This window comes from Sutterella seckii (genome assembly GCF_009183815.1).
Lineage (GTDB): Bacteria > Pseudomonadota > Gammaproteobacteria > Burkholderiales > Burkholderiaceae_F > Sutterella > Sutterella seckii.
Genome location: NZ_WEHX01000034.1, coordinates 1 through 23111, shown reverse-complemented (window position 1 = coordinate 23111; position 23111 = coordinate 1). Strand labels below are relative to the sequence as shown.

Below are 23111 nucleotides of genomic sequence, written 5' to 3'. Positions count from 1 at the left end.
CTGTTTTACGAATGAGAGTACCCTCTATGCACAGGCGGCCTGACCCCAAGCGCCACACAGCACCATCCGTCAACTATTAAATACCTTTGTTAATAATGCATCGTCGATCGCCTCAGGAAGGACTTCCGGTCGGACTGCGTGCGGAATCTCGATCTCTGGTGCACTTTTAATTCACATTGTACAAATAGTGCGGTATATAAATAATATTATTATAAATAATACAAATTTAAATAAAACCCGCACAAGAATGATCTCATGCGGGTTTGAACTCAAACGAGCGTCAATCTCATCCGAAGACCGGCTTAGAAGCGGTACTGCATCTGAACGCCGAGGAGGTAGGCGTCAAGATGACGGAATTTACCAACTTGCTCACCAGTGCCGCCCAGCTCTGCCGGCCTATGATCGTACAGAGAGCGTTCGTGTACGCCGTGGAGATGTGCGAAGCCGATATCCGTCTGGAAATCCTTCGTCCAGTGGAATGAAGAGCCGATAGCAAACCACCAGCGGTCAGCATCAGGAATCAGAGCTGTACGCTTCTTCGGATCACCAATGGCAGAGGTCTCGTAAGCAACGCCGCCACGGAGCGTCCAGAAAGAATTCACACGGAAGTCGTATCCGAGAGAGTAGAGGTAGGTGTCAACCCAATCGTTTTCGATGTTTGACATCTGCGTAAGAACGCCACCCAGAAGGGGGTTATAGCTACTAAGTCCTTGGACATCGAAGTTGTCGATTTCAGTTTCCAATGACTTAAAGCTGGACCAATCCGCCCAACGGAATGTGGCATAAAGACTCAGGTAATCATTCACGTCCCAAGCAGCGTTGAACATCGCCCAGGCGGGACCAGAAACCGTCACAGAGGCGTCGCGGGAACCCGAGAGCATGGAATCAAGAGAAAAAGCATGACCTCCTGCCATTCCAACCATACCGTTGGAACTGGTTTTTAATGTTCCATTGGTCTTGTGCTTCGTTTCTGAACGATAAGAAACGCCAAAACGGAGGTTGTCGGTGGGAGCCCACATCATGCCGACATTGAAGCCCCACGTGAATCCATCGGCAGAGTATTCGTTGTGAATCCGACCTTGATATTGGTTATTACTTAGCGTGCCGAGGTCTGCACCAACTCCAAACTTCGCATCCACATACTGCAACGCAATGCCAGCGCCGAAGGAAAGCGTATCCGTAGCCTTCCAGGCGAAATTCGGGTTGAAGTTGATCACGGTAATCTTGGCATCCGTGCCGAGTTCCTGATGCTTCCAATTGGAGTCATATTCCGTGGCGAGGCCGTACGGAATCGTCAGAGCAAGACCCACCCAGGTCGTGTCGTTGATCTGGTGCGAGATGTAGCCGTGCGGAAGCACTTCTTCGGTAGCACGGCCATTTTCTTTGTAGTTGCCGTCATGACCGACATACTCAAGATTGAGGCCAACGCCCACAGCGCCCAGCTGAACCTGCGTGCCCGGATGAAGAGTCATCGTGGCCGGGTTGTAGTACATGCCCGAAACGTCCGTGCCGTCGACGCCGACGCCGGCGTAGGCGCGGCCGAGGGCGAGAGCGGACTGTTCAGTAAGCTGGAAGCCGGCGGCATAGGCCGTCGAGGCGAAGGCGGAAGCCACGGCGAGAGCCGTCGCCGCAATCTTGAGGTTCGTGCGGATCACGAGTATCTCCTGCGATCTGGTTTTCATTGAGGAAACGCGTTCAGCGGACGCTCTCGCGCCCGCGATATATGTTTGGAAACGCATTTTGCGCGTCGAAAACACGCTGTGGGAAAGCAGAAATTAGGTGTATACCCGGATGCGAGCGCTTGTCTTCATGCGAACGGATGACCTTGCAGGAGCAGGGATTTTTATCTTTAACTCTATGTTAAACAATAAAAATGATGATTTGGTTATTCGGTTTGGCGGTAATAGTCATCCGGAATTGCCGGCGCGCATGGGCTAATCCGAAATAGTTTTCGGCAGTTGACGCTCAATTGCGACAACCCAAGAAAAACGGCCTGACGCTTCTATTCCAAAGCGCAGGCCGTTTTTCCTGAATTTCAAGATCGTTGTTCAGGGTCAGTGGCGCGAGAAGCGGTCGATGAAGGCCATCACGAGTGCTGAAAGAACGAATGTCAGGTGAATGATCACGTACCAGACGAGCTTGTCGTTCGCAATCTCCTGAATGCCCATGAAGATTCTGAGGAGGTGAATCGAAGAAATGGCGACGATCGCCGCAGCCACCTTGTTTTTGAGCGAGCCCGTGTCAAGCTTCCCGAGCCAGGAGAGGCGCTCCGCGTCCTTCTCGATGTCGATTGAGGAAACGTAGTTCTCATAGCCCGAGAACATCACCATCACGAGGAGGCCGCCCACGAGGCCCATATCGATGAAGGAAAGAATGGCGAGGATCAGGTCGTTCTCGGAGAGGTCGAGCACATGCGGGAGCACGTGAACGACTTCCTGGAAAAATTTGATCGTCAGAGCGAGGAGCGCTAATGAAAGACCGATGTAGATCGGAGCAAGGAGCCAGCGCGCGGCGTACATCATGCGTTCGACGGTTTTTTCCATGGTGCGTGTTTGTTTTTTGTTGGGGTCCGAAAAGGGAAGGAGAGCTTAATACTTTCGGCGGAGGCCAGGCGTAAAGGAAACGTGAAAATTCGCTTCTCTGTTTGCCCGTTAGACTTGGAGCCTCACCTCCGGACTCTTCAAAGAGGGACATAAGGAATGCCAGACGACAAGAAAGCCCGCATTGCGGCGCTGATTCCCGCGGCAGGCGTCGGACGCCGCATGGGAGCAGGGATCCCGAAGCAGTACATGGATATTGCGGGAGAACCCATGCTTCTTCAGACGGTCCGCGCGCTCGAGCGCGTTTCCCGCATTGACGCCATCTGCGTGGTGGTGAGTCAGGAGGATGCCTGGATCAATGAAACGGCAAAAGCATTCGGCCCCCGCGTGAAGGTTCTTCGGGCAGGCGGCCGTGAAAGAGCCGACACGGTATTGGGGGGGCTTATGGCGGCGAACCTTCCGGGCGACGCCTGGGTGCTGGTGCATGATGCGGCGCGTCCCTGCGTGAGGCCTTCGGAAGTCAATCACCTCCTCGACGAGGTCTTAGGCGACTCGAGCGTCGAAGGCGGAATCCTCGCCGTTCCGATGGCCGATACCGTGAAGCGCACCGACTCTCGCCGCAGGATCCTTGAAACCGTGCCGAGGGAGAACCTCTGGCGGGCGGCCACGCCGCAGCTCTTTCGCGCGAGAACGCTGATGAAAGCGCTTCAGAGAAGCACGGAAGGCGTTACCGATGAAGCGAGCGCCGTTGAGCGTCTGGGGCTTCCCGTCAAGGCCGTTTCCTGCCGCTCAGCCAACATCAAGGTCACGCAGCCCGGGGATGAAATCGTCGCCGGCCTCATTCTTGGAGAGAAAAACATGACGATTCCCAATATCCGCGTGGGTCAGGGATACGACTCGCACCGCCTGGTCGAGGGCCGTCCCCTGGTTCTGGGCGGAATCACGATTCCCTTTGAAAAGGGCCTTGACGGCCATTCCGATGCGGACGTGCTCCTTCATGCCATTACGGATGCGGTGCTGGGCGCAGCAGCCCTAGGCGACATCGGAACGCACTTTCCGCCCTCGGACCCCAAGTGGAAGGGTGCGGAGAGCGCCAAGCTCCTCGCGGCAGTGATGGAGCTCGTGCGTGCGGAAGGCTGGACCCTCGTCAATATCGATTCCACCATCGTTGCCGAGCGCCCGAAGATCGGTCCCCACATGAAGGCGATCCGCGAGAGCGTCGCGAGAACCCTCGGAATCGATATTGAACGCGTGAGCGTCAAGGCCAAGACCAACGAAAAGATGGATGCGGTCGGGCGCGAGGAAGGCATGGCTTCCTATGCCGTTGCACTCCTCATGAAGTCTCCCCAGGGCTGAAATCGATTAATCCCCCAAGGGTTTACACCTATTTCACTGAAGGCATCCTAAAATGAGCCCTTCAGCTTCTTTTGCAAGGTTCGGCAGAAAACAATGAATTCTTTTCTGCCGGATCTCTTCTGATTTCTTCTTTTCACCCTTCGAAATGCAGCAGACGCCCGAGCTTACCCGACGCGTTCGATTCGTCCTCTGTGAACCCGCCCATCCGGGCAACATCGGTTCGGCCGCCCGGGCCATCAAGACCATGGGGTTTCGCGACCTGAGGGTCGTTGCGCCCCGCGAGCCCGGCTACCGCACGCACCCGGAAGCGGTGGCGTATGCGACGAGCTCCATTGACGTGCTCGAAGCGTCGCGCATGCATGAGACGCTCGCCGACGCTCTTGAAGGCGTCACCTTTGCCTGGGCGCTCACGGGCTACGACCGCGAATACGGTCCGAAGCTCTCGCCCATGCGGGAAGCCGCAGGGAAGGCGACCGCCTGGCTCGAGCAGATGGACGGCGACCTTGCCTTCGTTTTCGGCACCGAGCGAAGCGGCATGACCAACGAAGAAATCATGCTCTGCCAGGGGTGTGCGGCTATTCCCGCTGATCCCCAGAGCCCGAGCCTCAATCTTTCTCAGGCCGTGCAGATTGCCGCCTACGAAATGCAGATGGCGCTCCTTGCTGCGGACGGAAAGGAAGGCGAGCTCTACGACTGGCAGGGGCGCTTCGAAAACGATGAGCCCGCGTCGAGCGAGTCGATCGAGGGCTTCTACGGGCACTGGGAAAAGGCGATGGAAGCCTGCGGCTACCATGATCCCGCCAACCCCAGGCATCTGATGGACATGACGCGCAGGATCTTCAGCCGCTCGGGGTTGTCTAAGAACGAACTCGCGCTCCTTCGCGGAATCTGCGCCGCCATCATTCAGCCGAAGAAGGAGCGGATCGGGAGCAAAACAAAGGCTCAGTCCGCACGCAAGCCCGAATCCTCCGACTGACGCGAAGATTTTTTAGAAGCAAACGATTTCATTCAACTCAAGGCCAATTCAATGTCGATTATCAGTGACGCTAGGGAACTTATTGAAACCATCCGGGAAAAGGATCCGGCTGCGCACAGCACGCTTGAAATCATCTTTTCCTATCCGGGGTTTCATGCGGTGGTGATCCATCGTGCGGCGCACTGGTGTCTGCTTCAGGGATGGGAGAGCTTCGCCCGCTGGGTGTCCCACGTCGGGCGCTTCCTTACCGGCATTGAAATTCATCCGGGCGCCAAGATCGGCCGCCGCGTCTTCATCGACCACGGCATGGGCGTCGTGATCGGCGAGACGGCGGAAGTGGGCGACGACTGCACGATCTACCACGGTGTGACGCTGGGCGGAACGTCCCTCACCAAGGGAGCGAAGCGACATCCGACGCTGGAAGAAGGCGTCGTGGTAGGCGCGGGCGCAAAGGTCCTCGGCTCCTTCACCGTTGGTGCCGGCGCTCAGATCGGTTCGAACGCCGTCGTCGTGAAGCCCGTTCCCGCGGGTGCCGTCGTTGTGGGCGTGCCGGGCCGCGCCACGTGCCCGAAGACTGCAAAGAAGCCGGGATGCGAGGAGAAGGCCGCGGAAGAGAAGCCTAAGGAACAGGAATTCCATGCCTACGGCGTGAGCGCGGGCGATAAGGATCCGTACGCTGTTTCAATCCTCGAGCTCGTGCGTGTGGTTGAGGCGCAGAGCGCGGAAATCCGCAGGCTTTCGGGCGAAGTGAAGGCCCTGGGAGGCAAGCCCGTCGACGAAGTGGCGGACTTTGACCGCTCGAAGCTCTGGGCATCGGCGCGAAGCCATAAGAGCGAGGACGGCAAGATCTCGCAGTAATCCGGGATTTCCCGATAGCGTTCATCGGGACCGCCGGGCCAAAAGAGGTGCGCCGGCGCGCGGGGAGTGATAATCTTGCATAAAAGAGAATTATTCTCATTTGCGATTAAGATTTTTCCCACTCCCGCCATGTCTGAAGTCGTCTCTCATCCGCTCGCCCGCCCCACGTCCGATAACGCGTCCTTTGACTGGCGCGCATCGCCTTCGTCCGATCCCCGCAGAACGGCATTTGCGAATGCCGCTGAGGGCTCGTCTTCCGAAGTCATTCCGGCTGAAGTATTGACGGGGGCTGCGGCCGACGAAGAGATTGAGAATCTTCTTGATCGTACGCGCCGCGGAAAGGCGGTTGCGGAAATCCATGTGCCCTTCTGCGAAACGCGCTGCGAAGGGTGCGGCTGCTGGCAGAACGACTACCGCGAGCTCGAGAGCAGCCGCTATGCGGATGCTGTCGTGCGCGAAATGCGCCTCTGGAGCGGCGAGCATGCGCAGTCGGGAACTCCCATTCAGGCGCTTCGCATCGGGGGCGGCAATCCCACGGCGCTTGAGCCCGTGGACATTCTGCGCATTCTTTCCAACGCGAGAAGGATTCTTCCGCTCGCGAACGACTGCGAAATCGAATTCGATGCCCGCGTGCATCACTTTACCGAGGAAAAGATGGAAGCCGCGCTTGCGGGCGGCGTCACGCGCTTCCTTCTTCCCGTGCGATCCTTCAACACTGCAGTGCGCCGCGCGGCAGGACGCGTGGAGGATGCCCATGCGGTCGTGAAGACGCTTGAGCGTCTTCTTTCCTACGACGAAGCGAGCGTCGCGATTGAACTCAATTACGGTTTGCCCGGACAGTCGCTTGAAGTCTGGGAGAGCGACCTCAGGACCGCTTCCTCAATGAATCTTGACGGCCTCACGCTTCGTGCGGCAGGCGAGCCCGAATTCCCGGCCGAAGCCGAGAAAACCTTCCGCGCGGCTTCGGATGAACTCCTTGCATCCGAGCATGCACTCGCCTTTGAGCTCCTGCCCGGCGAAGGATGGGAGGTGCGCTCGGCGCTCGGCTGGGGACGCTCCGAACGCGAACGGAGCCTCTACCGGTCGCTTGCCATGGGCGACGCCGACCGGCTCGTTTTCGGGTCGGGCGCGCGAGGACGTCTCTTCGGACGCGAATACCTGATTGAACCCGAGCTCGACAAGTGGCTGGGCGCCGTCTATTCGGGCCGCCGGGCTGTGCGGGAAGTGACGCTCCCCAAACCCTACTGGCGCGCCGCCGGCCTCGTCAGCGGCAGGGGCGACTGGATCCGCCTCACGGAAGCGGGCTCCTTCCATCAGTTCCGTCTCGCGGGCGCGGTCAGAAGCTATGTGGAGAACATGACGTCCGAGCTCGTGGAGCTCCCCTACGTTTCTTCCGTCCGGCAGTTCCCAACGGTTCCCCTCATGGCCGAAAGCGACTGGCGCTCGGCCGAGGCGTCGCTCGCTGCGGCGAGCTGACCTGAGCTTCTCCGGCACGGAGAAAAAGTTTTTCCCGAAGCATGCTTTTCAGAGCTAAGGGCATTGCGGCAACAGAGGCATCTCTGGCTGCAATGCCTTTTTTTTCGCGTCCGCTGCGCTTCTCTTTCCAAAGCCGAACTTCGCTAGCGGCATCGGGCAAGCGCCTTCATTGATTCTTCCGGGCAAAAGCAGAGGGATACATTTGCTTGCATTTCGCGAAGTGAACAACTGTTCACAGAATCCTGCGCTCGATATAATTGCGGTCCGCCTTTGTTGAAGGCGAATGAATAAAAATCAAAGATTTTCAATGCGCTCCAGGGCGCTTTGTGAGACCAGAAGAAGAATGAAGAAGACTCTTGTTTCAGGGACCGTTGCGCTGATGCTCGCAGCCGCCGCGGGTGCGGTCGCTGCGGGAAGCTTTTCGCTCGGCGCCGCGACATTCGTTAATTTCCCCGTCTATAAGGACGCGGATCCCCAGTGGTATCCGCTTCCGGTTGTTCAGTACGAGGGCGAACGCTTCTACGTGAACGGCATCGAGGGCGGCGCGTATCTCTTCAAAGAGGGCGGCCACAGCCTTCGGCTCGGCGTGAGCTGGATGCCGATGTACTTCAAAACGGACCGCTCCGACAACGCTGCCGTCAAAAAGCTCGACGACCGCAAGACGAGCCTCGCGGGCATGCTTTCCTACCAGTGGGCCGGCAGCTTCGGCAAGATCTCTGCCGGCGTCAAGGCGGATCTTCTCGGCGAATCGGACGGCGTTCTGGTGGGTGCGGACTATTCCTACGACTTTCGCTTCTCTAAGCTCGTCGTGACGCCTTCCGTCGGCGTCCTCTGGGCGAACGACAAGTTCAACGACTACTACTTCGGGATTTCGAGGAACGAAGCTGCGAGGAGCGGCCTCGACGAATACCATCCCGAGGGCGGCCTTGCCTATACGGCGGGCGTGAAGACCTCCTACGCGATCGACGAGCACTGGGTGGCGTTCGGCACGCTCGGCGCGATGCGTCTTTCCGACGATGTGAAGGACAGCCCCATGACCGAGAGCAGCGCTGTCAACTGGACGGTCGGCGCCGGCATCATGTATCGCTTTGATTGACGTCCATTGACGCCTGCCCGCAAGGGTTCAAAGCAGCAAAAAGCGCTCTCCGGATTGCGTTCCGGGGAGCGCTTTTGCGCAGAGGCTGGGAAGACTATTTGAGCGTGAAGACTACCGGGACGGACACTGTCATGGCTTTCGAGAGCGGAAGCTTCATGCCGACCAGGCCGTCGGCCGCCTGGAGTGCCGCACGGTTGAGGAGCACCGAATTGTGCTTTTCGCCCACGGCAACCGAGCGCACCACGCCGTTTGCGTCGATATCGACGGAAAGAACAACGCGGCCTTCAATGCCCGTCTGCCTCGCGCGCCTCGGATAGCGCTTATGCGCTTCGATTTCGCGCACGATGAGGGCAAGCGCCGCGGATTCGTCGCCCAAAGCGGCGTTGCCGCCCGCGTTCGAGACGCCTCCGGCGCCGCCTGATGCGGCGATGCCGTTCGTGCCCGCTGAAGCTTCAGAAGGCGCTTCTTCAGCGGGAGCAGGCTTTTCCACCACGGGCTTCGGTGTCGGCTTCACGGGTTTGGGAGCGGGCTTTGGAGCCGGTTTGGGAACTGGCTTCGGCTTCGGAGGCGGAGGAGGTTCTGGTTCAGGGGGCGGCGGAGGAGGAGGCGGCGGTTCGGGCTCGGGTTCAGGCTCCGGCTCTGGTTCAGGTTCCGGCGGGGGAGGCGGAGGCTCAACGACCGGCTCGGGTTCGGGTTCCGGCTCGGGCTCAGGTTCCGGCTCCGGTTCTGGAGGCGGTTCGGGCTTCGCGTCCACTTCGAAGGCGCTTTCGTCGGCTGTATGTTCGATGAGCGGCTCCTCAACCTTCGGCTTCACCTGAGGATCCTCAATGCGCCGGAATTCCGTGACGGTCACGCGCTCGCGCAGAATCCCCTCGGGAAGGCTCGGCACCGCGATCACCTTCTCGACCACATCAAGGCCCGCTGCAAGCACGGCCGCCACTGCCGCGGCAATGACGGAAATGCGCGCCGCCCGGGTGGCGAAATGGGACTCACCGCTCGCCATCGCCGTTCTCTTCAGAGGGCTGAGCCGGGGCGGAACCCGGATCGCGCGTGCTGATGACGAAGCGCCCGGCGCGCTTCACCTTGGCGAGGTCGAGCACCTTCACGAAGGCGGCGAAGGGCGCTTTTTCATCCATGTAGATGTTGAGGAGCTTGTCGGGATCCGCATCGAGCCTGAGGGAGAGTTCGTCGAGCGTCACCGGGTCGGTATTGACCGCATAGGTCCCGTCCGCCTTGACGGAGAGGAGAATTTCATTTCTCTCGTGGCTCGACTCCGCGTTCTTCGCTTCCGGAAGGATGATCTCCAGTGCCGGACGCGAGAAGCTCATCGTGAGGACGAAGAAGATGATGAGCATGAAGAGGCAGTCGATCAGAGGAGTGAGATCGATCTGGGGCTCCTCGTCAAAGTCGAAGAAGCTCGAATTCATGGCGCGCTCCTCTTAGAGACCGGAATTTTCGTCGGCGCCCTTGGCGCGCTTCGCACGGATCTTTCTCATCACTTCGAGCGCGCGGTAGCTGTGCTCGATCGCTTCAATGTGAAAGCCCCTGAATTTGAGCATCAGGTAGTAGTAGCACATGAGGGTCGGGATCGCGACCGAGAGCCCCATGATGGTGGTGATGAGCGCGGACCAGATGCCCGACGCGAGAATCTGGGCGTTGGCGTGCGTGACGTCGCTCATGCTCTGAAAGACGTCGACCATGCCCCAGACGGTGCCGAGAAGGCCGAGAAGCGGGGAAACGACGGAAATGAGCTTGAGCCAGCAGAGGCCGTTCGTGACGCGCTTGAAGTTCCGGTGGAAGAGGTAGCCCACTTCAGCGCGGATGTCGTCCGAGTGCTCGCCGTGCGTGGTGACGATTTCGTAGATGATGCGGATGAGCGGGTTGGCCTTGTTCGGATCCACGAACCTGAGGCACCGTTCGTTGCCGCGTTCAAGGTCGAGAAAGTCGCGGCGGAAGTTGCGCCAGACGGCCGTCATGTAAATCAGCTGCCAGACGGCAAGGTAGACGGCAAAGAGGGCCACAAAGACAAGCGCCACGCCGGCCGGGCCGATCATCGAGTAGATGTAGGCGAGTCTGTCTGCGGAGAGTTCCATGTTTATTTTCCCCTTCTTCTGCTTGCGCCCTTTTCCCGCTTAAGGGAAAAGGGCATCGAGGAGATGATCAGTTGAAGAATTGCTGCCAGGCCGCGGCGGCGTTGAGGGCGTCGAGGCGGTCCGGATGATGTTCGGCCGCTTTTCTTCTCGCCTCGCGTTCGGGAGAGACTTCGCCTCCCATCATGGCCGACATGTGCGCGAAGAGTTCCGGATCAATGCGTCCCTGGCAGAGGAAGGTGCCGGCAAGCTCTGCGCCCGGAGCGGCCGCGACGAGTGCTTCCGAGGTCTTCTTCATCCATTCGAGCGCGCGCTCGGCCTTCGGGTCGCCGCCCATCGTGGCGAAGCAGGCGATTTTTTTGCCGGCGAGCTTCGGGGCGACAGCCTTCGTGTCTTCCGGGGCCATGCCGCGGTCGCACCAGAAGAAGAGGCCGACGGGATTGAAGCCGGAGAGGTCCTCAGGGAGCTTTTCGGCGGTGGTGAGGAGCGCGTCCGGGAGGCTGTCCGCAACGGCATGAGCGATGATCCGCGTGTTGCCGGTTTTGGAGCTCACAATCAGAAGGGGCTTGGTCATTTCTTTTATTCCCTCAAGAAAATCAGGCGCAGAACTTTTCGCGGTCGGCAAAGAACGCGGTCTTCACCGATTCGATGATCCGGTGGTTTTCGCGGCCCGCGTAGACGGAGAAGCTCACGCGCCCTTCGGCGTCGAAGAAGAGGACGGAGAGCGATTCGCGGCCCATGAATGGCATCGTGACGAAGGCGGCGGCCTTGATCTTTTCGTAGGCGAGGTGCCCGCCCACGACGGCGTCCTTCGCGAGGATGTTGTAGTAGCCCATGGCGCGCTTGCCAGTCGAGAGCTTCGCCGCGATTTCAAAGACGTGGCCCTCGTGGGTGATGAAGAGCGTCGCCTTTTCCCAGGCGGCAAGGGCCGCCCAGAGGTCGTCGAAGCGCTCGTTCATGTCGCCCGTCACAAAGGAGACGCGGTCGGCGGGGAGACGGCGCGCGGCTTCGATCTCCGTCATGCCGAGCTTCCCGGCAATGGACGAGACCGTAACCGGGAACTTCGCGTTCATGAGTTCGTTGATGGTTGCGGCTTCGGCTTCCGTGGGGGTGATGCGTTCGATGGTCATGTTCGTTTGCGTCCTTTTGGATCAGGGAGGATGGTTGCGCAGGGCTCCGGAAATTGAAGCCCCGCAGCTGTCAATGGGTGTTTCGGGGTTCGGTAGAAGAGGCCGGGGATGGCTGAAGATCCCTCATCCTCAGCGCCCTGTCGCAGATGCCGAGGAGTTCAAGGTCGTGCGTAATGAGAAAGACCGCGCGGCCGCGGGCGGCTTCATCCCTGAGGAGCTTCGCGATGCAGGCCATGTTGGCGCCGTCAAGCCCTGAGGTCGGTTCGTCGAGAATCAGAATGGCAGGGTTCTTCACGAGCGCGCAGGCGATGACGACGCGCTGCTTTTCGCCGCCCGAAAGGCTCTGCGGGTGGCGGCCGGCAAGGTGCGTGAGGTTGAGGCTCTTCAGAATCTCCTCGGCGCGCCGGACCTGACTCGCGTTCAACTTCACGCGGGCGAATCGATGCCAGAAGCTCTTCCTCGCGTTCATCGCAGCAATGCCCGCTTCCATCGCGCAGATTACCTCCTCGCGGACGGTGCGCATCTGAAGCTGATGGTCGGCGTTCTGGAGCACAAGCCCCGAATGCGGCATGAGGCCGCCTTCGCCTACGGGGCTGCTGCAGACGGCAAAGGACCCTTCGGCCTTGTTGAGGCCCGTGAGAATGCGCGCGAGCGTGGTTTTCCCCGTGCCGTTGCTCCCAATGAGCGCGGTGACGCCTGCCGGGACGGCAAAGGACGCGTCCGTGAAGACGGGCTTCTCGGGCGTATAGGCGAAGGACATGCGGTTGGCGGAGAAGACGCTCTTTTCCGCCTCGTCAAGAGGAACCGGTCTCTCAAAGACCACATTGATCGGGGCAAGAGTCTCGCGCGGATCGGCGACGTCGGCTTTTCTCAGGCCCCAGCGGGCGCGCAGGGCGTCGTTCCGGAGCATTTCCCAGGAGCCCGAGGCTTCAATCCGGCCCTTAGACATCACGGTCACTTCGTCTGCGACGTCTCTGAGCCAATAGAGCCTGTGGTCGACCACCAGAATGGCGGCGCCTTCCTTCTTGAGCTCTCCCATCGTGACGGCCAGCGACTCCGTCGCTTCAGGATCAAGGTTGGCGCTCGGCTCGTCGAAGATGAGAACGCGGGGGCCGAGCGCGAGAATGCTCGCGAGCCCAACTTTCTGCTTCTGGCCTTCGGAGAGTTCGTGAATGTCCTGCTTGAGAAGGTCCGTGATGCCGAGCCGGTCGGCGGCGGCGAGAACGCGCTCTTCAATGGTTTCGGGAGCAACGCCGCGGCTTCTCAATGCAAAGGCGATTTCGTCGCCGACGTTGAGCGCAAAGAACTGTTCTTCGGGATCCTGGAAAAGCGTGCCCACGTGTTCGGCGAGCTCCGCCACGGGCGTTTCCGAAACGTCGCAGCCGGCGACGCGCACGGAGCCCACAACCTTTCCGCCGTAGATCTGCGGGCAGAGGCCGTTCGCGAGCCGCATGAGGGTGGTCTTCCCGCACCCGGAGGCGCCGGTGACGACCTTAAGTTCGCCCGCGTGCACCGTGAGCGAAATATTTCTCACGGCCTCTTCACTGGTGTTGGCGTAGACGTAGGAGACGTTTTTGAATTCAATCATCGGCATCGAATGCGTCTCCGGGTTAATGCATCATGGTGATCTTGGCGGCCCAGATGTGGCGGAGGAAGATTTCCGCGAGGACCGTGAGGACGGTAAAGACGAAGAGGAAAGAGAGCACCCGCGCATCGATCGTCTTCATCGTGCGGCCGTCGGTGCGCATCGTGCGCTTCGTCGTGCCGAGGCCCTTGAGCTCTGAAGCAACTCCGAGGGTTTCGGACGACTTGAGCGCCCTGAAGAGAATGGGAGCGAGGATGAGGCGCGCGCAGAGAAGCGGCCGGCAGGTCATCATCACGGGACCCACGGGCCAGCCGCGGATCCGAAGCGTCTCCCAGACCTGACGGATGTCGTTCGTGAAGGTCGGAATGAAGCGGAGCATCACCGCTGTCGGCAAAAAGATGCAGAAGGGAAGGCGGATGCGCTCGAGCGTGGCGAGGAGGTCCTCAACGCGCGTCGTCATCGCAAGCACCATGACGACATTCATCATCGAAAGGCCGCGCATGAATGGAACAAAGAGCGCGCGAAGCGTGATGCCGCCCATGGCGGGGAGCCACTCTTCAAGGAGGAGCCCGAAAAGCGCGGCAATCGCCATCATGACGGCCATGAGGCCGTAGAGAACGGCGAGGAGCCCCGGGCGCTTGAGATAAAGCGCATAGATGAGGCTCGAGGCGAAGATGACGATCTGCGAGATGACGCCCGAGCAGGCGACGGTGAGAATGGCGACCGCGAGCGTGACGGCAAGCTTCGTCCTTGCGTCGAGGAATTTGAGCACGCTCGAGTCGGCGCCTTTAGCGAACAAAGCCCGCATGCTTGAGTTCTCCAACAGTTTTCCAGCCGAACCAGAGGCCGAAGAGGGATCCGAGGTAGCCGCAGGCGACGATCGGGATGATGATCGTGATGAGTGCCGGACTCTCACGCATGAAGAGGTAGGAAACGCCGAGCGACAGTCCCTTGCTCATGAGGTCGTACATGCCGACCGCGACCCAGGGAGCCCAGCGCTTGCCCGCACCGCCCGTAATCCAGACGGCGGCTTCGCCGATGAGCGCGGCGACGAGCGCCGCAGGGAGAAGCGTGAGGCTTCCGCCCAGAAGACAGACGCTCACGATCATGGAGATGACCGTGAAGAGAAGAAGCGTCCCCCATTTCGGAACCTTTGTGAGGAGAACGATCATCAGGGTCGTGTAGACCAGATTCTTCGCGACGAGTCCGATGGGATTCATGCCGCCGCCCGCAAGGGCGATGAGGAGGCTCGAGAGCTTTGCCGCAGCGGCAAAAACGCCGATGAGGACGAGCTCGCGCGCTTCCCAGTAGCGTTTGATGGGGGGATTCATCGTGAGGCACCCACAGAGGTTTCGAAAGGGGAGAGGCGACCGCAGTCCCTGCAGCCGGGAAAACCGCAGGGACTGTGATCAACACTCAACAGGACATGAGTGTCTGGTTAGAAGCGGGCGTTGAGCTTCACAGTGAAGTAGCGGCCGGCTTCATATGTGGAGCCGGACTTCGTGTAGAGCTTGTCCGTGATGTTGTAAAGACCAACGTTGAGCGAATAGTCCTTCTGAGGACCAAAACTCACGCCTGCAGTCAGGTTGTAAGTGGTTGAGCCGCCGATATGCTGCGCGAGTTTTCCGGTTGTGAGATTCACTTCATCAGAACCAGAGCGGGAGACCGCATAAGCATCAGCATGAAGACCGAGACCATCGTGATTTCCTGACCAACGCACGCCATAACGAGCCGTGATTTCCGAAATGCCGGAGTCGTAGGTTGAAATGCCGCCGTCCTGTTCATTCTTCCTGCGCATGAACGTGAAGTCTGTATAGGGCTCAAAATTCAAAGGCAGATCTCGCAGGGAAACGGATGCTTCCAGACCATAAGATGTGGAGTCTGAAATGTTTTCATATCTGCTGATGTCCTCACCAACAGTGACTGTCGAGATGAAGTCTTTGGTTTTGCTATAAAAGAGTGCAGCGTCGAGCAGAATATGATCTGCATTCCAGCGGGCGCCAATTTCGAAGTTGTCAGACGTTTCAGGCTTCAGCTGAGGATTCGCATAAGTGAGCGAGCCGCCCATAGCAGTGTCGATATAAAGTTCCTGCATGATGGGGAAGCGATAACCCTGTGCCCAGGAGGCTCTCAGCGCCAGATTATCAACCGGATACCAGATAGTGCCGAGGTTGAAGACGGCCTTCCCATCAGAAGAACTATTGTGGCTCGAGGATGTTGTGGGACCGCCGTAGGTTTGACCGTTAGCAACGGTATATGTGTAGGTCAGGTTGTCCGCGTCGCCCTTAACCCAGTTGTATCGCACGCCGTAGTTGACCTTCACCGTATCGCCAATAGGAGATTCAGCTGAGACGTAAAGCGCATGCTGAGTCTGACTGGCGTCATAGTGACCAAGGGATTGATCGCCAGCAAAAAAGGGCATTTTGTTGGTCTTGACTAAATTCTGATAGTCAGATGTGGCGTCCAAATCATCATAAGAGAAGTCGTACCCGGCGATGATGTAGTGTTCTCCGAGCGTCCAATCGGTCTGAATGCTGACTCCGCTTTGCTTCAAATCGTTGTCAGCGGCATTGTCCATATGCATTTTCATAGTGGGCATCGGCGAGAGATAGACGCGATTTTCCATTTCCTTATGAGTTTTCTGATGGAAAACGTCGACGCGGACGCGAGCCAGATAGTCGCTCACATTCTTTTGTTCGTAAAAGAGAGCTCCTTTAGAACGTCTCCATTCCGGGACTTTCACATAGAAGTCATCGTAAGTATCCCGATTAACCTGAATGCCTGAATTGGTATCGAGGTCATAAGTATCCAGGGTTCCGCCAATGCGGATGTTTTCGTTGACATCGTAGGCTAGGAAAAGACTGCCAGAACGACTGGAAAAGTCGGTATTTTCAGCCTTCCCAATGGGCGTTTCGAGATCGCCGTAGTTTTCCACGGACGCATTGAGGCGGTAAGTCCAGCCGGAAGCAGTACCGTAAATGCTGCCGGACGCGGTCTTGCCGCTGCCGGAGGTATCGAGACCAACGGCAGCTTCACCCTGCAACGGGCGTTCAGCATGTTTTTTGGTGATGATGTTGATCGCACCACCGATGGCATCGGAACCGTAAAGCACGGAGGCCGGTCCCTTGATGACTTCAATACGCTCAACAGCCGAAGGATCAATCAGAATCGGAGTGCCGGACATGGACTTATGTTCGGTAATGCGCTGACCGTCAATCATGAGGACAGTACGGAACGTGCCCATTCCTCGAATGCTGATGCGCTTGAGGCCCTGGCTGCCGTCGTTTTGTACCTCAACGCCCGGAATGTCATCGAGCATGTCGGCGATTGTCTTGGCGCTTGACTGAGCAATTTCATCTTCAGTCATAACGCCCACAGACATATTCACGTCCATCAGTTCCTGTTCGACACGGCCGGCGTCACCTTGACGTCTTCCGTCGTGACATCAGCAGCCTGAGCTGTACCCATGGAAAGAATTGCCGCGGAAAAAGCGCTCGCGAGCATGCAAAGTTTCTGAGCTTTCATGATTGATATCGGGTGGTAGAAGTTTTCTTGGTTTTTCTTTTGGGGTGTTTGGTATGGGGCGTCACGCCAGATGCGCGGGAGCTCCGGGATGCTTGGCCTGGGCCCTCGTCTTGGCAAATCCCATGGGATCCTTGAGAAGAGCGTCGACTTCTGCGGGCTTCAGGTCCTCAAGAATGCGGAGAACGTCTTCGCGCTTCACGCCCGTTCCCATGTGGTCGAGCTTTTCCTGCGGCATGTCTTTGAGCGCGGAAATGAGCATCGGGCGGGGCATCATGCGGGCCATGTCGCGCACGCCCGAGGGAATGCGGGAGATCATGGCGGCGAGCGACTCGAGCGTGACCGGACCGGCTCCCGCTCCCATGTGCTTCATGGCTTCGGGAGAGCCCATGTCCATCGGCATGCCGACGGGCTTTGCGCCCGGGAGCATGGGTTCGAGCCAGTTCATGAGGAGCTGTGCGAGCGTGACGTGCCAGTACTGACCGGCCACGGTCTGGTAGTACCATTCGCCCTTCTTGACAAGGAGGCCCGCTTCAGTCCACTGCTTCAGGATCGGAGCGGCCATGCCTTCTAGGTCGACATTGCCGAAGGCGCGGCTGATCTTCGCGAGGCTGATCGAGCCCGATTCCATGTCGGCCGAAATGGTGCGCAGGAGGTGCCAGTTGGGTTTCGGCGCCATCAGGAAGGCCGCGGGCTTCTCGCCCTTTTCGAGGATCGCGTAGTAGTCGGCGAGCTTTCTTTCCATCATGAAGGCGTTGCCGAAGAGGCGCCCGCCCGCGCCGCAGCCGAAGGCGAGGCAGTCGCAGGCGCTCTTCCCCAGAGCGTTGTAGATGTTTCGCTCGCGGGTGTTGTTCGCCCAGTGGTTGTTGGAAAGCCGGCGCCAGTTCTCTCCCGTGAGGTATTCGACGGAGCGCGCGAACATGTCTGCCTTCTGCGCCTGATCGGCGGCAGCGGGGAGCTCCCCGTTCGCGATGTAGCGCGCGAGCGGAGACTTTTCAAAGACATTGAGCTGATAGCAGTCGATGCCGTCAAGCGGAAGGCTTGCCGCAGTTTTAAGGTCGTCGTTCCAGACTTCCATCGTCTGGCCGGGGAAGCCGTAGATCAGGTCGAGGACGACCGCGGCGTTGTCGTAGGAGCAGAGCTTGTCGAGGCGCTTCAGAATCGTTTCGCGGTCGTCGACGCGCTGCACGGACTGACGGACCTTGCTGTTGAAGGTCTGGACGCCCAGCGAGAAGCGGTTGACGCCCCCTTCAAGCGCTGCTTCCATCTTGGCGTCGCCGAAATTGTGGATGCGGCCTTCGAGCGTGATTTCGCAGTCGTTCGCGAGCGGGAGGTATTTCTTCAGGGCGCCGAGAACGAGCCGGAGGTCGTCGGGCGAGAACGCGGTCGGCGTGCCGCCGCCGAAGTAGACGGCATGGACGGGATAAGCGTTCTGAGAGGCCTTGTCCGACCACATCTCGATTTCGCGCACGAGCTTCTTCGCATATTCATGGACCGCTTCTTCCTTGAAGGGGTTCTGATAGAACATGCAGTAAAGGCACCGCGTTTCGCAGAAAGGCACGTGGATGTAAGCCAGGGACTTCGCGGTGCGGGGGGTGTCGGCAAGTTCAAGGAGACGCTTTCTCGCGTCTTCGCCGAGAAGAGGCATTCCGCCGGGTCCCGAGTGAATGGCAGCCTTCGCCTTGAAGGCATTGTGAAGGGGATCTTCGGCGTTCGCGAAGAAGGCTTCGGGTGCACGGGATTTCACCGCTTCATTCATTTCTCGCGCTCCAGCCTCGAAGGTGGAGGGCGCCTTGGCGGATGCACCGGAAGGATGATTCATCATGACTGACCGCTCGCGGGGTGGTTCGCTTCTGGAAACCCTTGGGGTGGAGGCGTCTCAAAGCGAAAAGTAAATCTTTCTGAGAAGCGTAATCGAAATAAAAATGAGAATGCTTCTCAACGGCGCGAATATATCAGTATAATGTTAGAAATGTCAAACATTGTTTCATCCGTCACTCATTGTCAATGAGCGACAATGCGCGGCGGAGCGCTCTGTCTTCGGGCAGAATCGAAAAAGAGAGTAAAAACCCGGAGATAGGAACTCATGTCGGATGAGATTCAGAAAGTGCGGGGCCGTTCTGCCAGGGCTTCCGAAAAAGACTCCCCGACGACGCCCACGCGTCAGAACTACCTCAAGTACATCTATCTTGAGGAAAAGGAAAAGGGTCATGCGCGCGCCTGCCGGATTACCGAGCAGCTCGGCGTGACGCGCTCGACCGTTGCGCTCACCTTCCGCGAACTGAGAGCGGAAGGGTTCATCTCGTACGAGCCCTATAGTCCGATCCGCCTTACCGAAAAAGGCCGCGCCGTTGCTGCGGAAATCGTCCGCCGCTATCTGGCGGTGAAGCACTTCAGCCGCACGGTGCTTGAGCTCGATGAGGCCATGTCGGAGAAAATTGCCTGCGAACTCGAACACGTGATCTCGGATGCCATTGCCGAGCGGCTGCTTGAGGTCGCAAAGGCCCATGAGGAGCAGAGCGCCGGCGCGCCGGTCCCAGAGAGCGCCTGACGAGCCCGTTTTCCTCCGACAATTTCATTTCCCCCAAAAGCTTTCCTGTAACGCACCGGACGATCAGAAAGTCCGGCGCAGACGAAAAATGCAGAAAACAAGACCCCTTATCGTCATCAGTTCCCGTACGGGCAACACCATGATCCTCGGCCACGCGATCGCGGACGCGCTCCCCGGAGCGCTTCTCGTGAAGCCGTCCGAACTGCCCGATGATCTCACGCCCTTCAATCCCGTTCTTCTCGGCTACTGGCGCGACCTCGAAGAGGCGCCCGCCGACATGCGCGCCATTGCCCCGCGCTTTGAAGGAAAGACCATCGGGTGCTTCGCCACGATGGGAAGCGACGTGAACGATCCGGACTCCCAGGCCTGGATGAAGCGCACGGCCGAAGGCCTGGTCGCTGCAGGAAAGAACAATACGCTCGCGCAGACCTTCATCTGCCGCGGCCGCATCGATCCCGCGCAGTTTGAAAAAATGACGAAGCTCATGGGCGGCGTCGTGAGTCCGGAGCGTGCGGAAAAGCGCCGCGAAAGCGAAACGCACCCCGACCGTCTGGATCTCGCGAAGGGTGCGGAAATCTTCCGCAGCGTCTTCGGCGTCAATTTCTAATGATCTGAACCGTCAGATTCAGTTTTCCGATACTCCACAAAGGAAAGGAACCCCAAAGTGAGCGTCCCTGCCGTGCGGTTTGATGCCGTTCAGAAACGCTACGCTTCCGGAACGCAGGCGCTCCGGGGCGTGAGCTTTGATGTCGAGGAAGGCGAATTCTTCGGTCTTCTCGGACCCAACGGCGCCGGGAAGACCACGCTGATCACGTGCCTTGCGGGGCTCGCGACGCCGACGGGCGGAAGGATCTTCGTGAGAGGCATGGACGTGCGCGAAAACCGCCGTGCCGCGTCCCTGTCGCTCGGCATCGTGCCGCAGGAAATCACGTTCGACCCGTTCCTTACCGTGCGCGAAACCCTTCGCTTTCAGTCGGGATACTGGGGCATCCGCCATAACGACGACTGGATCGACGAGATCCTCTCGAACCTCGGGCTTTCGGACAAAGCAGACGCCTCCATGCGGGTTCTCTCGGGCGGCATGAAGCGGCGCGTCCTCGTCGCCCAGGCGCTCGTACACAAGCCTCCCGTCATCGTGCTCGACGAGCCGACGGCGGGCGTCGACGTTGAGCTTCGCGAGCACCTCTGGGACTTCATCGGGCGCCTTCATGGGGAAGGCCGGACGATCATTCTCACCACGCACTACCTCGCCGAAGCGCAGTCCCTCTGCGGGCGGATCGCCATCATGAAGAAGGGCGAGGTGGCGGCCCTCGACCGCACGGAAGCGCTCCTTTCGCGCTTTGACGGACGGGTGCTTCGCTGCAGGATCGTTGAGGGGGAACTCCCAAAGTCGCTCGAAGGCGACCTCATGCGGCGGCATGGCTCGGACATTGCTCTGAGGCTTGCCGACGCCGATGATGCCCTCGCAAAGCTCGAGGCGCTTCGCGCCGCCGGCGTTCGAATTGAAAACCTCACGGTCGGGCAGCCCGATCTCGAGGATGTGTTCCTTGCGCTCACGGGAGCCTGATCAAATGTGGATACCGTTTCGTACCTTGTTTCTCAAGGAAGTCGTCCGCTTCATGAAGGTGTGGCTTCACACCATTCTGGCTCCCGTGCTCACGGGCGGGCTCTATCTCGTCGTTTTCGGCGAGGCGCTCTCAAAGCACCTTCCGGTTTATGAAGGCGTCTCCTACACGGCCTTCATCATTCCGGGCCTCATCATGATGACGGTGCTCCAGAATGCCTTCTCCAATACGGCGAGCTCCTTCATTCAGTCGAAGATCTCCGGAAACCTCGTCTTCATCCTGCTTCCTTCCATTCCGGGACCGGCCGTTGCCGCCGCCTACATCTGCGCGAGCTTCGTGCGTTCGATGCTCGCGGGCGCGGGGCTTTATCTCTTCTGCGCGCTCTGGGCGGCGCCGCCGGTGAAGGAGCCGCTCCTCATTCTTTCCTTTGCGTTCTTCGGCTCCATGATCATGGCCTCGCTCGGCCTCATTACCGCGCTCTGGGCGGAAAAGTACGACCAGATGGGAGCGGTGATGAATTTCGTGGTGATGCCGCTCACCTTCCTCTCGGGCGTCTTCTATTCCGTCGAGTCGCTCCCGCCCGTGTGGCAGGCGGCTAGCAAACTCAATCCCTTCTTCTATCTCGTCGACGGCTTCCGGTCGGGCTTTTTCGGCACCGGCGACATCAATCCCTGGGGGAGCCTTGTGATTGTCGGCGTCACGGCGCTCGCGGCAATGGCGCTGGCGGTGATACTCCTCACGAAAGGCTGGAAGATCCGCAATTGACCATGAAGGTCGAATTCAATTAGGCGATTGTTATTTTTGGATAAAATTTAATTATGGCTGTAAGCTTACAAGCATAAGCTTACGGCCATAATTTTTTGGGGAACTCATCGAACACATGCCTTTTCCCTTCTATGAACGCAGGCGCGAGTTTGAAGTCCTGTCGAAATTGTCGGAGCAGGCTGCCGGCGACTGCAGCCGAATGCTGGTATTGACCGGCCGCCGACGCATCGGCAAGACGACGCTTTGCAACCGCGCGTTTTCAGAAACGTCCCTGAAGTATCTCTTCTTCTTCATCAGCAAAATCCGCCAGGAGCCCTCGCCCCGGAAGGGGCGGGGAGGAATGGCGGCTATTCGTTTGTCTGATTCTCAATGTTTTTTAAAAGAACCTCCAGGGAAGCGCCGCCTACTGAACAAGCGAAGTAACTGCGCGACCAGAAGAGCCCGGCTCCGCCGCCTTCAAGGGTTCCCGATATTCCTCGCATACCGTCCGGAACGACTGCATCTACAGCAGTGTGCTATTTCATCTCATTGATGCAATAACTCACGAGCAGGCGCACAAGATCCGCCTCATCATTCGACTTCGGAAGGCTGCAGCCTAAATCTCCGGCCGCAATCCTGATTGCTGCCGGCACGCTTTCCAGCGCCTCTGCAGTCATCTTTTTCGGCGATATTTCGTCGTGAAATGCAAAGGTACATGTAGTTTTGCCGTAATGCGAAACTGGAACATTGAATTCATCATTGACTTCAATTTAACTCTTGATATAATATCATTTTATGATCCAATGTTGAATCTTATTCTAACTGCCACATGCTCCGCGCTGCGAAATTCCGCATCTATCCAACTGCCGCTCAGGAGACGTTTCTCTGGGCGCAGTGGGGTGCTGTCCGCAAGTGCTGGAACATGGCGCTGTTCCTCAAGAAGCATTACTACCGCACGCGGGGCGTATCGCTCAACCTCATCCACGAGATCAAGCCGCTCATCGTCAGAGCCAAGAAGTCGAAGAAGTACGCATGGCTCAGGGAATACGATTCGATGGCGCTTCAGGAATCGGTCCGAAATCTTAACAAGAGCTACCGCGCTTTCTTTGAGGGCAGAGCGGGCTTCCCACACTACAAATCCCGCAGAGGGCCGCAGTCAAGCTATCACTGCACCAACGTCTCCGTCGGTCCTAACTACGTGCGCGTGCCGAAGATGGAGCCGATCAAGGCTAGGATCCACCGCGAGATCGTCGGCAAGGTGAAAAGCATCACGCTTGAAGCCGATTCCGCCGGCGACTACTACGCTGCCGTCCTCTGGGAGGATGGCCTTGCTGAAAAGGAGCCTCTCAAGGAGATCTATGAGGATCAGGTCATCGGCATTGATGTCGGCATCAAGGATCTTCTTACGGTATCGAACGGCCGTAAGGAACCCAACCCGAGGCATCTGAAGCGCGCCCGCAAGGCGCTTCGCCGCAGAAGCCGGCAGTTTTCAAGAACAAAGAAGGGCAGCCGCCGGCGCGAGAAGGCGCGCCGCAGGCTCGCACGCGCGCATAAGCGCGTGGCGAATGCCCGCAACGACAACCTTCACAAGGTCTCTTCGCGACTCGTGAACGAAAGCCAAG

The 23111-nt window shown here is 58.7% G+C and carries 23 protein-coding genes; 10 read left to right on the top strand and 13 right to left on the bottom strand.

The features are described 5' to 3' along the window. Window positions 1-302: 302 nt before the first annotated feature. Both GBM95_RS06450 and GBM95_RS06445 read right to left on the bottom strand, forming a co-directional pair. Complete coding sequence (locus tag GBM95_RS06450; protein ID WP_152158348.1) at window positions 303-1655, bottom strand: OmpP1/FadL family transporter; 1353 nt, start codon at window positions 1653-1655, stop codon at window positions 303-305. A gap of 399 nt (window positions 1656-2054) precedes the next feature. Continuing rightward, entirely contained in the window at window positions 2055-2543 is a 489-nt protein-coding gene (locus tag GBM95_RS06445; protein ID WP_152158347.1) for a TIGR00645 family protein, read from the bottom strand. 156 nt (window positions 2544-2699) lie between these two features. Here GBM95_RS06445 and ispF point away from each other — a divergent pair, with 156 nt between their 5' ends. The 5 genes from ispF to GBM95_RS06420 all read left to right on the top strand — a co-directional run bounded on the left by ispF (window position 2700) and on the right by GBM95_RS06420 (window position 8302). Continuing rightward, window positions 2700-3896 carry a 2-C-methyl-D-erythritol 2,4-cyclodiphosphate synthase gene (ispF, locus tag GBM95_RS12980; RefSeq protein WP_152158346.1) on the top strand — a complete coding sequence of 399 codons (1197 nt, stop codon included), beginning with the start codon at window positions 2700-2702 and terminating at the stop codon, window positions 3894-3896. 145 nt (window positions 3897-4041) lie between these two features. After that, the gene (locus GBM95_RS06435; protein WP_152158345.1) at window positions 4042-4872 is read left to right on the top strand and encodes an RNA methyltransferase; all 831 of its coding nucleotides are present in this window, start codon (window positions 4042-4044) and stop codon (window positions 4870-4872) included. Window positions 4873-4929: 57 nt separating this feature from the next. Continuing rightward, window positions 4930-5730, top strand: coding sequence for a serine O-acetyltransferase (cysE, locus tag GBM95_RS06430; RefSeq protein ID WP_193222606.1), 801 nt, complete (start codon window positions 4930-4932; stop codon window positions 5728-5730). A 129-nt stretch (window positions 5731-5859) separates the two neighbouring features. Continuing rightward, window positions 5860-7206: a radical SAM protein gene (locus tag GBM95_RS06425; RefSeq protein WP_152158344.1), complete on the top strand. Its 1347-nt coding sequence runs from the start codon at window positions 5860-5862 to the stop codon at window positions 7204-7206. 343 nt (window positions 7207-7549) lie between these two features. Next, window positions 7550-8302: a MipA/OmpV family protein gene (locus tag GBM95_RS06420; protein ID WP_193222605.1), complete on the top strand. Its 753-nt coding sequence runs from the start codon at window positions 7550-7552 to the stop codon at window positions 8300-8302. Between the two features lie 94 nt (window positions 8303-8396). Here the strand turns inward: GBM95_RS06420 and GBM95_RS06415 are convergent, their stop codons facing one another. From GBM95_RS06415 to hutW, 11 genes are all read right to left on the bottom strand, one after another. Beyond that, window positions 8397-9305, bottom strand: coding sequence for an energy transducer TonB (locus GBM95_RS06415; RefSeq protein WP_152158342.1), 909 nt, complete (start codon window positions 9303-9305; stop codon window positions 8397-8399). Beyond that, window positions 9292-9729, bottom strand: coding sequence for an ExbD/TolR family protein (locus GBM95_RS06410; RefSeq protein ID WP_152158341.1), 438 nt, complete (start codon window positions 9727-9729; stop codon window positions 9292-9294). The genes GBM95_RS06415 and GBM95_RS06410 overlap by 14 nt, the downstream gene beginning before the upstream one ends. Before the next feature lie 12 nt (window positions 9730-9741). Continuing rightward, window positions 9742-10395, bottom strand: a complete 654-nt coding sequence (locus GBM95_RS06405; protein WP_139688819.1) for a MotA/TolQ/ExbB proton channel family protein — start codon at window positions 10393-10395, stop codon at window positions 9742-9744. Window positions 10396-10462: 67 nt separating this feature from the next. Beyond that, complete coding sequence (locus GBM95_RS06400) at window positions 10463-10966, bottom strand: flavodoxin family protein (protein ID WP_152158340.1); 504 nt, start codon at window positions 10964-10966, stop codon at window positions 10463-10465. 22 nt (window positions 10967-10988) lie between these two features. After that, window positions 10989-11522 carry a heme utilization cystosolic carrier protein HutX gene (gene hutX / locus GBM95_RS06395; protein WP_152158339.1) on the bottom strand — a complete coding sequence of 178 codons (534 nt, stop codon included), beginning with the start codon at window positions 11520-11522 and terminating at the stop codon, window positions 10989-10991. Window positions 11523-11592: 70 nt separating this feature from the next. Next, the gene (locus GBM95_RS06390; protein WP_152158338.1) at window positions 11593-13116 is read right to left on the bottom strand and encodes an ABC transporter ATP-binding protein; all 1524 of its coding nucleotides are present in this window, start codon (window positions 13114-13116) and stop codon (window positions 11593-11595) included. A 16-nt stretch (window positions 13117-13132) separates the two neighbouring features. Continuing rightward, entirely contained in the window at window positions 13133-13915 is a 783-nt protein-coding gene (locus GBM95_RS06385; protein WP_152158337.1) for an energy-coupling factor transporter transmembrane component T, read from the bottom strand. Next, a complete protein-coding gene (locus tag GBM95_RS06380) occupies window positions 13896-14438 on the bottom strand; it encodes a hypothetical protein (RefSeq protein ID WP_152158336.1) in 543 nt (180 codons plus the stop codon). Before GBM95_RS06380 ends, GBM95_RS06385 begins: the two co-directional genes overlap by 20 nt. 107 nt (window positions 14439-14545) lie before the next feature. Then, window positions 14546-16474 (bottom strand): TonB-dependent receptor, encoded by a 1929-nt coding sequence (locus tag GBM95_RS06375; RefSeq protein ID WP_193222604.1) that lies wholly within the window; start codon window positions 16472-16474, stop codon window positions 14546-14548. 26 nt (window positions 16475-16500) lie between these two features. Further along, window positions 16501-16632 carry a hypothetical protein gene (locus GBM95_RS12975; RefSeq protein ID WP_264298079.1) on the bottom strand — a complete coding sequence of 44 codons (132 nt, stop codon included), beginning with the start codon at window positions 16630-16632 and terminating at the stop codon, window positions 16501-16503. 61 nt (window positions 16633-16693) lie between these two features. Beyond that, the gene (gene hutW, locus GBM95_RS06370) at window positions 16694-18388 is read right to left on the bottom strand and encodes a heme anaerobic degradation radical SAM methyltransferase ChuW/HutW (protein WP_152158334.1); all 1695 of its coding nucleotides are present in this window, start codon (window positions 18386-18388) and stop codon (window positions 16694-16696) included. A 327-nt stretch (window positions 18389-18715) separates the two neighbouring features. Between hutW and GBM95_RS06365 the strand changes: the two genes are divergently transcribed. From GBM95_RS06365 to GBM95_RS06340, 5 genes are all read left to right on the top strand, one after another. Continuing rightward, the gene (locus GBM95_RS06365; RefSeq protein ID WP_152158333.1) at window positions 18716-19180 is read left to right on the top strand and encodes a metal-dependent transcriptional regulator; all 465 of its coding nucleotides are present in this window, start codon (window positions 18716-18718) and stop codon (window positions 19178-19180) included. Window positions 19181-19268: 88 nt separating this feature from the next. Beyond that, complete coding sequence (locus GBM95_RS06360; RefSeq protein ID WP_152158332.1) at window positions 19269-19787, top strand: flavodoxin family protein; 519 nt, start codon at window positions 19269-19271, stop codon at window positions 19785-19787. Between the two features lie 57 nt (window positions 19788-19844). After that, on the top strand, window positions 19845-20747 hold the full coding sequence (locus GBM95_RS06355) for an ABC transporter ATP-binding protein (protein WP_152158331.1): 903 nt from the start codon (window positions 19845-19847) through the stop codon (window positions 20745-20747). A 4-nt stretch (window positions 20748-20751) separates the two neighbouring features. Further along, a complete protein-coding gene (locus tag GBM95_RS06350) occupies window positions 20752-21510 on the top strand; it encodes an ABC transporter permease (RefSeq protein WP_152158330.1) in 759 nt (252 codons plus the stop codon). A gap of 808 nt (window positions 21511-22318) precedes the next feature. After that, on the top strand, window positions 22319-23111 hold a 793-nt coding region (locus tag GBM95_RS06340; RefSeq protein WP_152158328.1), incomplete at its 3' end, for an RNA-guided endonuclease InsQ/TnpB family protein.

Coding starts and splice junctions, on each gene's coding strand:
- GBM95_RS06445 (WP_152158347.1), bottom strand. CDS start 2,543: ATGGAAAAAACCGTCGAACGCATGATGTACGCCGCGCGCTGGCTCCTT.
- ispF (WP_152158346.1), top strand. CDS start 2,700: ATGCCAGACGACAAGAAAGCCCGCATTGCGGCGCTGATTCCCGCGGCA.
- GBM95_RS06435 (WP_152158345.1), top strand. CDS start 4,042: ATGCAGCAGACGCCCGAGCTTACCCGACGCGTTCGATTCGTCCTCTGT.
- GBM95_RS06425 (WP_152158344.1), top strand. CDS start 5,860: ATGTCTGAAGTCGTCTCTCATCCGCTCGCCCGCCCCACGTCCGATAAC.
- GBM95_RS06420 (WP_193222605.1), top strand. CDS start 7,550: ATGAAGAAGACTCTTGTTTCAGGGACCGTTGCGCTGATGCTCGCAGCC.
- GBM95_RS06415 (WP_152158342.1), bottom strand. CDS start 9,305: ATGGCGAGCGGTGAGTCCCATTTCGCCACCCGGGCGGCGCGCATTTCC.
- GBM95_RS06410 (WP_152158341.1), bottom strand. CDS start 9,729: ATGAATTCGAGCTTCTTCGACTTTGACGAGGAGCCCCAGATCGATCTC.
- GBM95_RS06405 (WP_139688819.1), bottom strand. CDS start 10,395: ATGGAACTCTCCGCAGACAGACTCGCCTACATCTACTCGATGATCGGC.
- GBM95_RS06400 (WP_152158340.1), bottom strand. CDS start 10,966: ATGACCAAGCCCCTTCTGATTGTGAGCTCCAAAACCGGCAACACGCGG.
- hutX (WP_152158339.1), bottom strand. CDS start 11,522: ATGACCATCGAACGCATCACCCCCACGGAAGCCGAAGCCGCAACCATC.
- GBM95_RS06390 (WP_152158338.1), bottom strand. CDS start 13,116: ATGCCGATGATTGAATTCAAAAACGTCTCCTACGTCTACGCCAACACC.
- GBM95_RS06385 (WP_152158337.1), bottom strand. CDS start 13,915: ATGCGGGCTTTGTTCGCTAAAGGCGCCGACTCGAGCGTGCTCAAATTC.
- GBM95_RS06380 (WP_152158336.1), bottom strand. CDS start 14,438: ATGAATCCCCCCATCAAACGCTACTGGGAAGCGCGCGAGCTCGTCCTC.
- GBM95_RS06375 (WP_193222604.1), bottom strand. CDS start 16,474: ATGACTGAAGATGAAATTGCTCAGTCAAGCGCCAAGACAATCGCCGAC.
- GBM95_RS12975 (WP_264298079.1), bottom strand. CDS start 16,632: ATGAAAGCTCAGAAACTTTGCATGCTCGCGAGCGCTTTTTCCGCGGCA.
- hutW (WP_152158334.1), bottom strand. CDS start 18,388: ATGAATGAAGCGGTGAAATCCCGTGCACCCGAAGCCTTCTTCGCGAAC.
- GBM95_RS06365 (WP_152158333.1), top strand. CDS start 18,716: ATGTCGGATGAGATTCAGAAAGTGCGGGGCCGTTCTGCCAGGGCTTCC.
- GBM95_RS06360 (WP_152158332.1), top strand. CDS start 19,269: ATGCAGAAAACAAGACCCCTTATCGTCATCAGTTCCCGTACGGGCAAC.
- GBM95_RS06350 (WP_152158330.1), top strand. CDS start 20,752: ATGTGGATACCGTTTCGTACCTTGTTTCTCAAGGAAGTCGTCCGCTTC.